Origin of the sequence: Cypionkella sp. (assembly GCF_030652235.1) — a bacterium.
In the GTDB taxonomy this organism is placed as follows: domain Bacteria; phylum Pseudomonadota; class Alphaproteobacteria; order Rhodobacterales; family Rhodobacteraceae; genus Cypionkella.
Window position 1 is genome coordinate 94469 of sequence record NZ_JAUSBA010000070.1, and the last position, 14815, is coordinate 109283.

The 14815-nt window shown below is 63.7% G+C and carries 17 protein-coding genes and 1 riboswitch; of the genes, 14 read left to right on the top strand and 3 right to left on the bottom strand.

Going from position 1 to position 14815, the window contains the following annotated elements; all coding sequences use genetic code 11:
- The first annotated feature begins 2 nt into the window (after window positions 1-2).
- The 5 genes from cobN to cobJ are packed head-to-tail and all read left to right on the top strand — an operon-like array spanning window position 3 to window position 6485.
- Entirely contained in the window at window positions 3-3245 is a 3243-nt protein-coding gene (cobN, locus tag Q7V03_RS22390; protein ID WP_304927796.1) for a cobaltochelatase subunit CobN, read from the top strand.
- Complete coding sequence (cobG, locus tag Q7V03_RS22395) at window positions 3242-4390, top strand: precorrin-3B synthase (protein ID WP_304927797.1); 1149 nt, start codon at window positions 3242-3244, stop codon at window positions 4388-4390. Before cobN ends, cobG begins: the two co-directional genes overlap by 4 nt.
- Entirely contained in the window at window positions 4390-5019 is a 630-nt protein-coding gene (locus Q7V03_RS22400; protein ID WP_304927798.1) for a precorrin-8X methylmutase, read from the top strand. Before cobG ends, Q7V03_RS22400 begins: the two co-directional genes overlap by 1 nt.
- Window positions 5020-5757, top strand: a complete 738-nt coding sequence (locus tag Q7V03_RS22405) for a precorrin-2 C(20)-methyltransferase (protein ID WP_304927799.1) — start codon at window positions 5020-5022, stop codon at window positions 5755-5757.
- A complete protein-coding gene (gene cobJ / locus Q7V03_RS22410) occupies window positions 5754-6485 on the top strand; it encodes a precorrin-3B C(17)-methyltransferase (RefSeq protein WP_304927800.1) in 732 nt (243 codons plus the stop codon). Before Q7V03_RS22405 ends, cobJ begins: the two co-directional genes overlap by 4 nt.
- On the opposite strand, the gene Q7V03_RS22415 is transcribed toward cobJ, so the two are convergent.
- Window positions 6464-7204, bottom strand: coding sequence for a cobalt-precorrin-6A reductase (locus Q7V03_RS22415; RefSeq protein WP_304927801.1), 741 nt, complete (start codon window positions 7202-7204; stop codon window positions 6464-6466). The genes cobJ and Q7V03_RS22415 overlap by 22 nt on opposite strands.
- On the opposite strand from Q7V03_RS22415, the gene cbiE reads away from it, so the two are divergent.
- The 9 genes from cbiE to cobF all read left to right on the top strand — a co-directional run bounded on the left by cbiE (window position 7203) and on the right by cobF (window position 13968).
- Complete coding sequence (gene cbiE / locus Q7V03_RS22420; RefSeq protein WP_304927802.1) at window positions 7203-8381, top strand: precorrin-6y C5,15-methyltransferase (decarboxylating) subunit CbiE; 1179 nt, start codon at window positions 7203-7205, stop codon at window positions 8379-8381. The two genes, Q7V03_RS22415 and cbiE, sit on opposite strands and share 2 nt — an antisense overlap.
- Window positions 8378-8743 carry a cobalamin biosynthesis protein gene (locus Q7V03_RS22425; protein ID WP_304927803.1) on the top strand — a complete coding sequence of 122 codons (366 nt, stop codon included), beginning with the start codon at window positions 8378-8380 and terminating at the stop codon, window positions 8741-8743. The genes cbiE and Q7V03_RS22425 overlap by 4 nt, the downstream gene beginning before the upstream one ends.
- The gene (cobM, locus tag Q7V03_RS22430; protein ID WP_304927804.1) at window positions 8740-9522 is read left to right on the top strand and encodes a precorrin-4 C(11)-methyltransferase; all 783 of its coding nucleotides are present in this window, start codon (window positions 8740-8742) and stop codon (window positions 9520-9522) included. Before Q7V03_RS22425 ends, cobM begins: the two co-directional genes overlap by 4 nt.
- Entirely contained in the window at window positions 9519-10856 is a 1338-nt protein-coding gene (locus Q7V03_RS22435) for a cobyrinate a,c-diamide synthase (RefSeq protein ID WP_304927805.1), read from the top strand. Before cobM ends, Q7V03_RS22435 begins: the two co-directional genes overlap by 4 nt.
- Window positions 10853-11575, top strand: coding sequence for a uroporphyrinogen-III C-methyltransferase (gene cobA, locus Q7V03_RS22440; protein ID WP_304927806.1), 723 nt, complete (start codon window positions 10853-10855; stop codon window positions 11573-11575). The genes Q7V03_RS22435 and cobA overlap by 4 nt, the downstream gene beginning before the upstream one ends.
- Window positions 11572-11880 (top strand): DUF1636 domain-containing protein, encoded by a 309-nt coding sequence (locus Q7V03_RS22445; protein WP_304927807.1) that lies wholly within the window; start codon window positions 11572-11574, stop codon window positions 11878-11880. Before cobA ends, Q7V03_RS22445 begins: the two co-directional genes overlap by 4 nt.
- Before the next feature lie 73 nt (window positions 11881-11953).
- Window positions 11954-12173, top strand: a riboswitch (cobalamin riboswitch).
- A 30-nt stretch (window positions 12174-12203) separates the two neighbouring features.
- Window positions 12204-12371 carry a CbtB domain-containing protein gene (locus tag Q7V03_RS22450; protein ID WP_304927808.1) on the top strand — a complete coding sequence of 56 codons (168 nt, stop codon included), beginning with the start codon at window positions 12204-12206 and terminating at the stop codon, window positions 12369-12371.
- A gap of 16 nt (window positions 12372-12387) precedes the next feature.
- Complete coding sequence (locus tag Q7V03_RS22455; RefSeq protein WP_304927809.1) at window positions 12388-13155, top strand: CbtA family protein; 768 nt, start codon at window positions 12388-12390, stop codon at window positions 13153-13155.
- 78 nt (window positions 13156-13233) lie between these two features.
- A complete protein-coding gene (cobF, locus tag Q7V03_RS22460) occupies window positions 13234-13968 on the top strand; it encodes a precorrin-6A synthase (deacetylating) (RefSeq protein ID WP_304927810.1) in 735 nt (244 codons plus the stop codon).
- A 109-nt stretch (window positions 13969-14077) separates the two neighbouring features.
- On the opposite strand, the gene Q7V03_RS22465 is transcribed toward cobF, so the two are convergent.
- Both Q7V03_RS22465 and Q7V03_RS22470 read right to left on the bottom strand, forming a co-directional pair.
- Complete coding sequence (locus tag Q7V03_RS22465) at window positions 14078-14353, bottom strand: BrnA antitoxin family protein (protein WP_304927811.1); 276 nt, start codon at window positions 14351-14353, stop codon at window positions 14078-14080.
- Window positions 14338-14601 carry a BrnT family toxin gene (locus tag Q7V03_RS22470; RefSeq protein ID WP_304927813.1) on the bottom strand — a complete coding sequence of 88 codons (264 nt, stop codon included), beginning with the start codon at window positions 14599-14601 and terminating at the stop codon, window positions 14338-14340. Before Q7V03_RS22470 ends, Q7V03_RS22465 begins: the two co-directional genes overlap by 16 nt.
- Window positions 14602-14815: the final 214 nt, after the last annotated feature.

Genomic DNA, 14815 nt, shown 5'->3' on the forward strand with positions numbered 1-14815 from the left:
CTATGCATGTCGTCTTCCGCGAAAGCCATGGGCTGGAGGATACGCAAACCCCGTTCGATCTGGGTCAGACCCCGGCTGAACTGGTGGTTTTGTCGTTTTCCGATAGTGACCTCGGGGCTTTCGCGGCGGGCTGGCACAGGGCAAATCAGGGGGAGGTCAAACTGCCGACCCTGCGCCTTGCCAATCTGGTGGCGCTGCAACATCCCATGTCGGTCGATACCTATGTCCAGCAAACTCTGCCGGGCGTCAAAGGCATCCTTGTCCGCCTGATCGGTGGCGAGAATTACTGGCCCTACGGCTTGATGCAGCTGCAAGACCTCGCCCGTCGTCAGGGCATCGCCTTGGCCGTCCTGCCTGCAGATGGCCGTGAGGATAAGACGCTCGACGCCCATTCCACCCTGCCGATCAGCACCCTGCGCCGCCTCTCGGCCCTGTGTGACGCTGGCGGAGCCGTTGCCGCCCAAGCAGCCTTGGCGCAGCTTGCCTTGGCGGCGGGCCTCTACGCGGGCCCAGTGCCGGGCGATAAAACTGTGCCGGATTGCGGCTGGTATGACCCAGATATTGGCGTGATCCCGCAGCCCGCTGCTACAGGCCATGCCATCGCCATCACCTTCTACCGCAGCTACGTCACCGCCGCCGACACCGACCCCGTCGATGCGCTGATACGCGCCTTCCGTGCGCGCGGCTTTGCAGCTTACGGCCTATTCGCCCCCTCGCTGAAAGCCGCCGGAGCCGATAGCTTCCTGCGCGCAGCCCTCGCCCACCTGAACCCCGCCGCTATCGTCAACGCCACGGCCTTCTCCGCCCGAGGCGCAGACGGCACCACGCCCTTGGATGCAACCGGCTGCCCGGTGTTCCAAGTCGCCCTTTCTACCGCCCGAAAGCGCGATTGGTCGGCGTCCGAGCGCGGCCTCTCTCCAGCCGACCTTGCGATGCATGTGGTGTTGCCCGAAGTCGATGGCCGCATTTTTGCTGGGGTGATCAGCTTCAAATCGCCGGGTAAGCGCGACCCCGATCTGCAATTCTCGCGCTTCGCCCACCGCGCCGATCCAACCCGCATCAATGCCGTGGTGGATCGTATCCTAGGCTGGCACCAGCTTGCCACCGCGCCTGCTGCCGCCCGCAATCTGGCAGTGATCCTGTCCACCTATCCCGGCAGACCCGACCAGATTGCCCATGCTGTCGGCCTTGATGCGCTGGCCAGTACCGAAACCCTGACCACGACATTAGCCGCCGAAGGCTACACCGTTCACTCTCACAAAACCCTTGCTGCGGCCCTGAGCACAGAAACCCTGACATGGCCGCTCGACGCCTATAAAATCGCGCTTACCACTCTGCCAGACCCCCTCCAATCCGCCCTAACCGCCGCATGGGGCGCACCTGAATCAGACCCCGCCGCCCAAAACGGCCAGTTTCGGTTCAAAGCCACCCGTGCAGGCCAAGCCCTGATCGCCCTGCAACCCGAACGCGGCACCGTGCTGCAGCGTGAAACCGACTATCACGATCTCGCCCGCACCCCGCGCCACGCCTATGTTGCCTTCTATCTCTGGCTGCGCGCCCAAAATCTGCATGCGCTGATCCATATCGGCGCGCATGGCACGCTGGAATGGCTGCCGGGGAAATCGGTGGCCCTGTCTACCGATTGCTGGCCCGAAGCCCTCACCGGACCCCTCCCCATAATCTACCCCTTCATCGTCAACGACCCCGGCGAGGCCGCCCAAGCCAAGCGCCGCATCGGGGCGGTGACTTTGGGCCACGTCCCGCCCCCACTGGCGCAATCCGCCACCCCCGAAAACCTGCTCCGCCTCGAACGCCTGCTGGATGAATACTCCACCGCCGACGGCCTTGATCCCTCCCGCCGCAATCGCCTGATCGCCACCATTCGGGATGAGGCGCAAGCCTCGGGCGTCGAAGCGGACCTTGGCCTCGACGCCACCGCAAGCCCCGCCGAGGCGATCACCCGTATTGACAGATTCGTCTGCGACATCAAGGAAAGTCAGTTCGGCGACGGCCTGCACATCTACGGCCAAGCCCCTGGCGAAACCGAGGGTCTGCTGACGGCGCTTGCGGGCAAACGTGTGCAACCGGGTCCCTCTGGCAGCCCATGGCGCGGCAGAACCGATGTTATGCCAACAGGCCGCAACCTCTATTCTGTCGACCCCCGTGCCGTGCCTTCCCGCGCCGCCCATGCCCAAGGCGTCAAGCTGGCCGAGGAACTGCTCCGCCGCCATTTGCAAGACAAGGGTGATTGGCCGAAGGGCTTGGTCATCGACCTCTGGGGCTCTGCGACCATGCGCACAGCAGGCGAAGAACTGGCGATGGCGCTGCATCTGGCGGGGCTTGCGCCGAAATGGGACGACGGGTCCGAACGGGTGTCCGGCTTTGAAATCTTGCCGCTTGCGTTGCTCGATCGCCCGCGCATTGACGTGACCCTGCGCGTATCCGGCCTGTTCCGCGACGTGTTCGGCGGGCTCAGCCAGTTGTTCGATGCCGGGGCCGCAGCCCTATCGCAGCGCGACGAAGCCCCCGACATGAACCCCTATATCACCACTGGCCCCCGCGTATTCGGCCCGAAACCCGGCCTTTATGGCATGGGGATGGAGCCTGCATTGGAAGATTACAGCCCTGAAGGCCGCGCGGCTGCGGGCGAGGCTTGGCTGTCCAGCTCTGACTGGACGGTTGATGCCAAGGGCCAAACCCAGCACAACCGCGCCGCCTTGGAAGACCGCCTGCGCCAAGCCGACGGCTATGCCCATGTGCAGGATCTGGTGGAAACCGACATTCTGCTGGCTCCCGACTATGCCGCGCACGAAGGTGGTTTCGCCGCAGCCATGGCCGCGATCGGGGCCGCCGAGCCTGCGCTTTACCACATCGACGCCACCCGCCCCGACGCCCCGAAAGCCCGGCTTGTGGCCGAGGAAATCGGCCGCGTCGTGCGCGCCCGCGCCGCCAACCCGGATTGGGCGACCGGCATGATGCGCCACGGTTTTCGCGGTGCGGCCGAGGTGACCGCGACCTTGGATAACCTCGCCGCCTATGCGCATCTGACCCGCAGCGTCCCCGCGCATTTGTTTGACCTATACCACGAAGCCAGCCTTGGCCGCGCCGATCTAGTGGCCTTTATGGCGGCGGAAAACCCCGCTGCCCTCGCCGCCCTGCAAGCGCGCTTCAAAGCCCTGCAAGACGCGGGACTCTGGATCACCCGCCGTAATTCGATTGCGGCTATGATGGGGGCGGGCGAATGAACCCCCTTCAAGCCCCCATCGTCCAAGGCTGGTGCCCCGGAGCCTTGCGCCCGATGCAATCCGGCGATGGTTTGGTCGTCCGTGTCCGCCCGCGTGGGGGCCGCCTGACGCCCGATCAGGCGCGCGGTATCGCCCAGCTTGCAGCTGTGCACGGCAACGGGCTGATCGATTTGTCAAACCGCGCCAACGTTCAACTGCGCGGCGTGACCGAAGCCAGCCACCCCGCCTTGATTGATGGCCTGCGCGGGCTTGATCTGATCGACACGGACGCCGAGGATGAGGCGCGGCGCAACATTATTGTCTCGCCATTCTGGACCGAGGGCGATGGCTCGCAAGAGATCGCTGCGGCGCTGGCCCAAGCGCTTTCCGCGCCACATGCGCCAAATCTGCCGGGGAAATTTGGCTTCGTTGTCGACACCGCCGTCCAGCCCGTTCTGCGCGATGTCTCTGCCGATATCTGGCTGGAAACCGGGGCAGAGGGCTTGCTGCTGGCTACTCCAGGCCCACTCGCCAAACCTGTTACCATTGAAACCGCCGTGCCCGCCGCCATCGCCTTGGCGCATTGGTTCATCGCCCAAGGTGGCGTGACCGAGGGCAGGGGGCGTATGGCGAACCTGCTGAAACACTGTGCTTTGCCTGAAGATTTCACCACCCCGCGCCGGCCTGCGGTCGCGCGGCCCACGCCAGGTATGCAGCCGCAGGGCCAACTTGTCGGGTTTGAGTTTGGTCAAATGCCGTATGAAACCTTGGCAGCCCTCGCGGATCTTGGCCCCCTCCGTATCACCCCTTGGCGGATGCTGCTGATCGAAAACCTGACTGATGCCCCCCATATCCCCGGCGTGATCACGCAGCCAGATGATCCGATGCTGCGCGTCATCGCCTGCACAGGTGCGCCCGGCTGCCTGCAGGCCCATGCCGCCACCCGCCCGCTCGCCCGCGCTTTGGCCCCGAAACTCACCGAAACCCTACATGTCTCGGGCTGTGCCAAAGGCTGCGCGTATCCCACCGCTGCGCCACTGACCCTGACAGCCACGCCCACAGGCTTCTGCCTGATCCGCAACGGCACCGCCTCTGGCACTCTGCTGCGCGAAGGGCTATGCGCCGCAGACCTGATTGAAACCAATATCCTGAACGAGTTCCCCTGATGCCGCACAGCTACATCACCGATGGTGCCGAGATTTACCGCCGTTCCTTCGCGATGATCCGCGCCGAGGCCGACCTCGCGCGGTTTACGCCCGAAGAAGAAATCGTCGCGGTGCGGATGATCCACGCCGCCGGGATGGTCGGGCTAGAGGCGCATATTGAATTTTCCGAAGGTATGGCCATCGCCGCCCGCGCGGCGCTGGAGGCTGGTGCGCCGATCCTGTGCGATGCGCGGATGGTGTCCGAAGGTGTCACCCGTGGCCGGATGCCTGCGAGAAATCAGGTGATCTGCACGCTGCATGACCCCTCGGTTGCCGCCCTGGCGAAGGAAATGGCCAACACCCGCTCCGCCGCTGCCCTGGAACTGTGGCGTCCTCACCTTCAAGGCGCAGTCGTTGCCATCGGCAACGCCCCCACCGCTCTTTTCCACCTGTTGAACATGCTGGAAGACCCAAGCTGCCCGCGCCCTGCCGCGATCATCGGCTGCCCGGTCGGTTTCATCGGGGCTGCGGAATCGAAAGCAGCGTTGATAGAGGCGCTGCCGGTGCCGTCCTTGATCGTGCGCGGGCGGCTGGGCGGCTCGGCGATCACCGTGGCCGCGATCAACGCGCTTGCAAGCCGGGTGGAGTGAATGGGCAAAATCATCTGCACAGGCCTTGGCCCCGGCGACCCTGACCTGATCTCGGTGAAATCTGATCGCTTGATCCGCAGCGCGCAGCATGTCGCCTATTTTCGCAAGGCAGGTCGGTCAGGGCAGGCACGGCAGATCGTGCAAGGCATGCTGGCCGCAGGCGTCACCGAATACGCCATGGAGTATCCTGTCACCACGGAAATGCCCTTTGACAGCCCCGAGTACAACGACGCCCTCGCGCGGTTCTACGACGGTTGGGCCGACCGTTTGGCCTTGGTCGCACAGACCCAAGACGTGATCGTGCTGTGCGAAGGCGATCCGTTCTTTTACGGCTCGTTCATGCACCTGCACACCCGCCTGCAAGGCCGAGCGCAGGTCGAGGTGATCCCCGGCATCACCGGCATGACCGGCTGTTGGAATGCCGTGGGTACGCCGTTTACTTGGGGCGACGATGTGCTGTCGGTTCTGATGGCAACGCTGCCCGAGGCCGATCTGGTCCACCACATGCAACGCTCCGACGCCATGGTCATTATGAAAACCGGGCGCAACCTGCCAAAAGTCCGCTCCGCCTTGCAAACCAGCGGGAGGCTTGCCGACGCATGGTTGGTCGAGCGTGGCACCATGCCAACCCAGCGCATTGCCCGCCTTAGCGAAGTCGATGCCGCCGATTGCCCGTATTTCGCCATCGTCTTGGTCCACGGCCAAGGCCGCCGCCCGGAAATTGGCGGTGTCGAATGACAGGCTGGCTGGCCGTCGCGGGCCTTGGCCCCGGCGATGAGAACATGGTGACGCCCGAAGTCCGCACCGCTTTGGCTGAAGCCACCGATGTGATTGGCTATTTCCCCTATGTCGCCCGCGTCGCCCCGCGCCCCGGTCTGAACCTGCACGGATCGGACAACCGGGTAGAGATTGACCGCGCCGATCATGCCCTGCGCTTGGCATCCGAGGGCGCGAAGGTGGTGATCGTCTCGTCGGGCGATCCTGGCGTGTTCGCCATGGCGTCCGCGCTGTTTGAGGCGCTGGAAAAACGCCCCGACCTTCACCACCTCGATATCCGAATTCTCCCCGGTATCACCGCGATGCTCGCCGCCGCCGCCCATGCCGGCGCGCCGTTGGGCCATGACTTCTGTGCCATTAACCTATCCGATAACCTGAAACCGTGGCCGCTGGTGGAACACCGCCTGCGCCTCGCAGCCCAAGCCGATTTCGCCATGGGCTTTTACAACCCGCGCTCTGCCAGCCGCCCGCACCAATTCGCCCGCGCATTGGACATCTTGCGCGAAGAATGTGGCCCCGACCGCCTGATCACCTTCGCCCGCGCCGTCAGCACCCCCGACGAACGCATCCAGACCGTGACACTGGCCGAGGCGACGCCAGAGATGGCCGACATGCGCACCGTTGTGATCGTCGGCAATTCCGCGACACGCCGGGTTGGCCGTTTTGTCTACACGCCAAGGTCGGCATGAGACAGCCAACCCATCACCTCCGGCACCGATCCCACCACGCGCCGTGTGGGCAGGGTGGGGCGGTCGATCAGGATCACCGGCAGACCCAAAGCGCAGGCGGCGATCAGCTTGGCCTCGGCCCCCGTGCCGCCCGCATTCTTGGCGACGATATGGCTGATATTATGCTGTATAAGCAGCGCCCTATCACCCTCTGCCTCAAACGGCCCCCGCGCCAGAAGCACGGTGCAATCGGGCAAGGGCGGCGCATCGGGCGCATCGACCAGCCGCAGCAAATAGTGATGCGGTTTGGCGGCGAAGCCAGCCAAATTCTGCTTGCCGATCGCCAGAAACACCCGCGTCGGGGCGTCTGGCAAGGCTGCGACAGCCGCCTCCAGACTGTCCACATGCACCCAACGGTTGCCGATCCCCGCCACCCAAGGCGCGCGCTCCAGCCCCAGCAACGGCACTCCAGCCCGTGCACAAGCCTCTATCGCATTGCGGCTCATCTGGGCGGCAAAGGGATGCGTGGCGTCGATCACAGCGTCAATTCTCTCGGCGCGCAAATAGTCCACCAGCCCCGCCACGCCGCCAAAGCCGCCAACCCGCGTGGGCAGGGGTTGCGCCACCGGACTATCGGTGCGCCCGGCATAAGAAAACACCGCGTCCTTCCCCGCAGCTGCCAAAGCTTGCGCCAAAGCACTCGCCTCGGTGGTGCCGCCCAGCAGAAGGATGCGAGTCATGGGTAAGCCTTGGGTTGCGATCATCGGTTTGGGCGAGGATGGCTTGGCTGGCCTGTCAGATGCAAGCCGTGAAGCTTTGGCGCAGGCCGAAATCATCTTCGGCGGCCCGCGTCATTTGGCTTTGGTGGCGGCAGGCGACAGGGGCCGTGCTTGGCCGATCCCGTTTTCGATATGCCCGGTGCTGTCCTGCAAGGGGCAAAACGTGGCCATCCTCGCCTCGGGCGACCCGTTCTGGTTCGGCGCGGGCAGCAGTCTGACTGCGCACCTTGGCCGCGACGCATGGCAAGCCTTTCCCGCGCCGTCAACCTTCCAACGGACTGCGGCCCATCTCGGCTGGCGGATGGAGGAAATAACTTGCCACGGGTTGCACGCCGCGCCTTTTGCCCGCTTGCGCCCAGTGCTGACCAAAGGCCACCGTGCCATATGCTTGATGCGCGATGGCTACGCCCCGCAAGCCCTTGCCGCATGGCTGACCGACCAAGGCTTCGCCGCCGATCTGACCGTGCTGGAAGCCTTGGGCGGCCCAAACCAACGCGTGCGCAAAACCACCGCCGCAGCCTTTACCGTGACCCACATCCAATCCCCCGTTGCCGTCGCCATCGAGATCACTGCAGGCCTCGGCCTGTCCCGCGCCTCGGGCCTCGACGACAGCCTATTCGCCCATGACGGCCAGATCACCAAACGCCCGATCCGCGCGCTGACCCTGTCGGCCCTCGCCCCCCGCGCAGGCGAACTCTTGTGGGATATCGGAGCAGGGTCTGGTTCAATTTCGGTGGAATGGTGCTTGGCTGGAGGTCGTGCCTTGGCGTTTGAACTCCGCCCCGACCGCGCCATTAACATCCGCGCCAACGCCCTAAACTTCGGCCTAGACCACCGCCTGACCTGCTTTGAGGGTGCAGCATCCGAAACCCTCGCCACCCATCCAATCCCCGATGCGGTGTTCATCGGCGGTGGCGGCAACGCAGCGATGTACGATCAACTCTGGCACATCCTGCCCGAAGGTACGCGCCTCGTCGCCAATGGCGTCACCCTGGAAACTGAAAGCCTGCTGGCAGCGCAACACGCCCGACACGGTGGCACCCTCTTGCGCATCGAGTGCGCCCAAGCAGCCGCCCTAGGTCGGATGCGCGGCTGGGACGCTGCCCGTCCGGTCGTGCAATGGAGTGTCATCCGATGATCGTCGCAGGCATAGGCTTTCGCAAAGATGCCGGGATCGACAGCCTGCGCGATGCCCTGCGCGCTGCAGGGGGCGAAAAGACGCAGGCCCTTGCTACAGCCAAGGACAAAGCTGACTCCCCTGTCATCCAAGCCCTTGCCGCTGAAATGGCCCTGCCTCTGCACGCAGTGCCCTTGGAAAGCCTGCAAAGCCAGGTCACAGTCACCCAATCCGCCCGAATCCAAGCTCGCTACGGCACCGGCAGCCTTGCCGAAGCCGCAGCGCTTGCCGCCGCTGGCCCCGGCGCGCGGCTTTTGGGCCCCCGCGCTACATCCCAAGACGGCAAGGCCACCGCAGCCCTTGCCGAAAGGAGCATCCCATGACCATCCATTTCATCGGCGCAGGCCCCGGCGCACCCGATCTGATTACCCTGCGCGGGCGTGATCTGATCGCCTCCAGCCCGGTCTGCCTTTATGCGGGTTCCTTGGTGCCGCAAGCGCTGCTGGCGCATTGTCCGCCCGGTGCCAAGATCATCAACACCGCCCCCTTGTCGCTGGACGAGATCATCGCCGAACTCGCAGCCGCCCATGCACTTGGCCAAGACGTCGCCCGCCTGCATTCCGGCGATCTGTCGGTGTGGTCGGCGATGGGCGAGCAACTTCGCCGCCTGCGGGCCTTGAATATCCCGTATGATGTAACCCCCGGCGTGCCCTCCTTCGCTGCCGCCGCTGCTGCTTTGGCGACCGAATTAACCCTGCCGGGCCTGACGCAATCCGTCGTCCTTACCCGCACCTCTGGCCGTGCCACCGCGATGCCCGAAAAAGAAAGCTTGCACGCCTTCGCCGCCACCGGGGCTACCCTTGCCATCCACCTGTCCGTGCATGTGCTTGAAAAGGTTGTCGCAGACCTCACCCCCCACTACGGCCCTGATTGCCCTGTCGCTGTGGTCTGGCGCGCGAGTTGGCCGGATGAGCGGATCGTTCGCGCCACCCTCGCCACCCTGCAAACCGCCATCGGTGCCGAGATGGAGCGCACGGCCCTGATCCTCGTCGGCCCAGCCCTCGCCGCCGAAGGATTTGAGGAAAGCCGTCTTTATGCCGGTGACTACGACCGCCGTTTCCGTCCCGTTGGCACTGAACCGCGCTTCCCGGACGCCAAATGACCCCTCCCAACCTTAACATTCCCGGCCTCCTCATTTCCGCCCCCGCCTCGGGCACCGGCAAGACCACGCTGATGCTGGGTCTGCTCGCCGCCTTCCGCGCGCAGGGATTGAACGTACAGCCGTTCAAATCCGGTCCTGACTACATCGACCCCGCCTTCCATGCCGCAGCCTCGGGCCGCGCTTCGGTCAATCTGGACAGTTGGGCCATGACCCCGGCGCGGATCGCAGGGCTGTCTTCGGTAGCGGCAGATGCCGATTTGATCTTGGCGGAAGGCTCGATGGGCCTGTTCGACGGCGTCGCCAAACCGGGGGAATTTGGCTCAGGGGCCAGCGCCGATATTGCGATGATGATGGGTTGGCCGGTGGTTCTGGTGCTGGATGTTTCCGGCCAAGCCCAATCTGCCGCCGCCGTCGCCAAGGGCTTCCAACTGCTCCGCCCCGACATGCCTTTCGCCGGGGTCGTCTTAAACCGCGTCGCCTCGCCCCGCCACGAAGCCTTGGTGCGCGCAGGGATGGCGGCGGCGGGTATCGCGGTGCTTGGAGCGCTGCCGCGTCGCGCCTCAATCGCTCTGCCCGAGCGTCATTTGGGCCTCGTGCAAGCCGAGGAGCAACCGCATCTACAGGCCCTGCTGGCCGAGACCGGGGCGTTCATTGCCGAACACCTGAACCTCGACACCCTGCGCGCCGCAGCCCGTGGCCATCTGCGCTTCCAACCGCCACTGAAAATCACTCCTCCGGCCAATCGCATCGCCCTTGCGCGAGACGCCGCGTTTTCCTTCGTCTACCCGCATCTTCTAGCGGGATGGCGCGCGGCCGGGGCCACGATCTTGCCATTCTCACCGCTGCAAGACGAGGCCCCAGATCCGACAGCCGAGACTTGCTGGCTGCCCGGTGGCTACCCCGAGCTTCACGCCGGAAAACTTGCCGCCAACGCGCATTTTCGACAGTCCCTGCAAGCCTTCGCCCAGACCAAACCAGTGCATGGCGAGTGCGGCGGCTATATGGCGATGGGCGCGGGACTGCTGGATGCGCAGGGCCAACGCCATGAGATGGCAGGGCTGTTGGGGCTAGAGACCAGCTTTGCCAAGCGCCGGATGCATCTGGGCTACCGCTTGGCCGAAACCCACGCGCCGCTGGCTGGCCATCCGGCCCACACCCGCCTGCGCGGCCATGAATTTCACTATGCCACCATCCTTGCCCAGCCCGACACAGCCCTTGCGCATGTCATCGATGCAACCGATACGGTTGTGCCGGAAACTGGCTCGCTCCGCATCCAAGCGGGTGGCGGCCAATCTTCGGGCACCTTCTTCCATTTGATCGCAGAGGCGACATGACTGGCTTTGTTTCCTTCGTTTCTTCCGGGCCCGGCGACCCGGAGCTTTTGACGGTCAAGGCCGTACAACGGCTGCAAGCGGCTGAGGTGGTGTTGTTTGACGACCTGTCCTCTGGCCCGATCCTTGGCCATGCCACGCAAGCCGATCTGATCGCAGTGGGCAAACGGGCAGGGCGACCCTCGCCGAAACAAGATCACGTCAGTCGCCTGCTGGTCGATCACGCCTTGGCGGGCCAACGGGTTGTGCGGCTGAAATCTGGCGATTGCGGCATGTTCGGGCGGCTGGAGGAGGAAATTGTAGCCCTGCAAGCCGCTGGCATCGCTTACGAAATTATCCCGGGGGTTACGTCTGCCTCTGCCGCCGCCGCCGCCGCGGGCATCCCGTTGACCCGCCGCCTCACGGCGCGGCGCGTGCAGTTCATCACCGGGGCGGATGTGACCGGAAGCCTGCCGGAAAGCACCAACATGGCCGCGCTCGCCGACCCCCTCGCCACCACCGTGGTCTACATGGGCCGCCGCACCTTCGCGGGTCTCGCCGCTCGGCTCATCGCCCACGGCCTGCCCGCCGACACGCCCGCGCTGTTGGCCGAAGCCGTCTCTACCCCCGATCAACAGATCACCCGCCACACCATCGCCAGCCTTGCGACCCATCTGCAAGCAGCAACCAGCGCGCACCCGGCTCTGATCTTCTACGGCCCGCTGGCCGAGTTTCCGGCGTGAGGCTTTACGTCTGCACATTGTGCCAGTTGGGCCGCGAGGGCTTTGCGAACACCCTGCGCGACGCCATGTCCTCCGCCGTAGAAGTGCTTGAAATCGAATGCATGTCTGGCTGTGCTCGCGACCAAACCATAGCCTTCCGTGCTGACGGTAAAACCGCCTATCTGTTTGGCGACATCACCGCCGATGACCTGCCCGAGCTTGAAAATTTCGCCCGACTCTATGCCGCGTCGCTGGACGGTAATTTCCCCGACGCCCGTGTGCTGGGAAATCTGCGCAGCAAGGCCATCGCCCGCATCCCGGCTTAAGATTATTCGCCCACAGTGTCGGCGATGTGCCTTCAAAAGCCGCATTTCCGCTTGACCCAAACCCGGCCTTAGGTGACTGATGGTGCTGCATGGTGTTCTGAAAAACGCAAAGCGTCTGGACTGAAACGAGAATGAGGAATGGGTGGACCAATCGGCACCCCAAGCCTCAGCCGCCCCCGCGACTGTATGCGGTGAGCGGCCCCTCAAAATCCACTGGCCTTCTTAGGGCTGGGAAGGGGAGGGGTCGCTACGACCCGCGAGCCAGGAGACCGGCCGTGCAAAGAAACACGAAAACCGTCGGGTGTGACGGTATGGAGACTATGATGACCACAAAGACCCTCGCTTCCAGCAAAGCAACCGCGCTGATGTCGGTGCTGTTTGTTGCTATGATTGGCGCTGCGACCGTATTTCTGACCGGTTTTGCCCATTCGCAGGCCCTGCATGACGCAGCACATGATGTGCGTCACGCCTCTGGCTTCCCCTGCCACTGATCTGATGATCAAACATATGCTGACCAGCGCGGTGTTCGCTGGTTTTGCGGCAGGCCTGCTCGCAGCCTTGTTGCATTTCGCATTCGTACAGAAGCTGATCCTTCTGGGTGAAGGCTATGAAACCGGCGTATTGGTGCATTTCAACGGGGTCGCCACGTCGGGTTCCTTGAATGGTCACGATCACACCGCCATATCTGTGGCAGATGCAGCGGCTCCGGCCACTACCGAAGCGGCCACCGCAACTCAAGCTGACGGCCATTCGCATGAGCATGAAGCGGTCGAAGAAGGCAGCGCACTCACGCGCAACGCTTGGACCAGCCTGTTCTTCGGCGCCGGGTATGTTGGCTATGCCCTTCTTCTGGTGGCAGGGTATGGACTTGCCGAAGCGTTCGGCAAACGTGTGACTTTGCGCGAAGGTCTGCTTTGGGGCATCGCGGGCTACGCCGCCCTTCAACTCGCCCCGGCAATGGGGTTAGAGCCTGAACTACCCGGAACCATGGCCGCTGATCTGACCGCGCGGCAGATCTGGTGGCTTGGCACTGCGATCTGCACGGCTGGTGGATTGGGCCTTTTGGGCTACGGCAAGGGTGTGGCTTCGGTGATCGGCGCGGTCCTGCTGCTGGCAATTCCGCATGTGATAGGCGCGCCCGAATTGGACAGCTATTCCGGCGTCGCTCCGCCCGAACTGGCCTCAGCCTTCGCGGCGCGCTCGCTGGCTGTGGGACTGATCGTGTGGTCGGCCTTGGGCGCGCTTTCGGGCTGGTTCTGGTCGCGCCCACAGTAAGACACTGAAGATCAACGCGCGCCGATCCTTGTGGTTGGCGCGCGTTTTGCTGCTGATAGGGCAGTTACAGGAGGCCCCATGTTTGATCTCACCCTCATCGGCATTGGTACGGGAAATCCCGATCATCTCACCCTGCAAGCCATCAAGGCGATCAACGCCGCCGATCTGATCTTGATCCCGCGCAAGGGCGAGGGGAAGGCGGATCTGGCCGAGCTGCGCCTCGCGATCTGTCGCGATGTGCTGACCAATCCTGCGACGCGGATTGTCGAGTTTGACCTGCCGGTGCGGGACGAAAGCATCGCCGATTATAAAGCGCGGGTGGAGGATTGGCACGACCGGATCGCGGGCGTTTGGAGGGGCGCGATTGGCGGAGCTTTGAGGGTCGCGTTGCTGGTCTGGGGCGACCCCGCGCTCTATGATTCCACGCTGAGGATTGCGGCGCGGTTGGTGCCTGCCAAGCGGGTGCATGTGGTGCCGGGGGTGACGTCTATTCATGCCCTGACGGCGGCGCATGGGATCGCTTTGAATGAGATCGGCGCGCCGTTTATCGTGATGACCGGGAGAAGGCTGCGGGAGGAGGGGTTTCCTTTGGGCGTCGATACGGCGGTGGTGATGTTGGATGGGGAGTGTTCATTTCAGAATATCGACCCGGCAGGGGTGAGCATTTGGTGGGGGGGGTATGTGGGGATGGCTGAGGAGATTATTGTTGAGGGCAAGCTCGCCGAGGTGGGGGCGCGGATTGTGAAGCTGCGGGCTGAGGCGCGGGCGGCGCATGGGTGGATTATGGATATCTATCTGCTGCGGCGGGGGTAGTTGAGGTGGTCCCGAGTTGGGACCGTTTTTGGGGTGTTTGTTTTCAAAGGGTTGCGAAGCCAGTTTAAGGGTTTGTTAAGGTTTAGGGCTGGTGGGGTGTAACCCCACCCTACAGGCCCAACGCCTTGCGCAGCGCCGCGTTGGCGCGGGTTTGCCAGCCTTTGCCACCTTGTTTCAGGTTTGCCAGCACATCGGGGTCAAGGTAGAGCGTGACGCGCTGTTTTTTGTCAGCCTCGGCCAGTGGCGGGCGACCGAGTTTGCCGTGGTGTTGCAGGACAGCGACGAGTTCGGGGAAGGCCCAGACGGGCTTGGCGCGGGCGAAGGTTTCCGCTGTCCATTCCGGGTTTTCTTCGTCTGGTTCGGATTCTCTTAGCGATTTGCCCATGCCCGTTTCTCTCTTTCATTCGCCTTTCGCAGGCTGATCAGCCGAAATCTTTCACCGCGCGTGGTAAAGATCACGATGAACAACCGCCCGTCAATCATCCCAGTCGCCTTAAATCGTGCCTCGCCATAGTCGCGCCTGTCGTCTGGGTCGATCACCGCCGTATCCAGATCAAAGTCACGGACCATAGCAAAATCCAGCCCCCGAAGCAGCAGCGTCGCTTGGCGTTTCGGCTCGTCCCAGTCCCATATTTATATGCATACATTAAGGGGAAATGCAAGGGTGAGGAGAGGGGAGGGATGGTTAAGGAAGGGTGAAGGTAGGTGGTAATCCCCCCATTTTTGACGGGGTGCATTTGTAGAACTTAGGCGGCCGTTTTCAGTTTCTGGGCGGGTGTGATGCCGCCTATGCCCATGTTCGGGCGGTCGTTGTTGTAAGTCCATAGCCATTGTGTGGCGAAGTCCT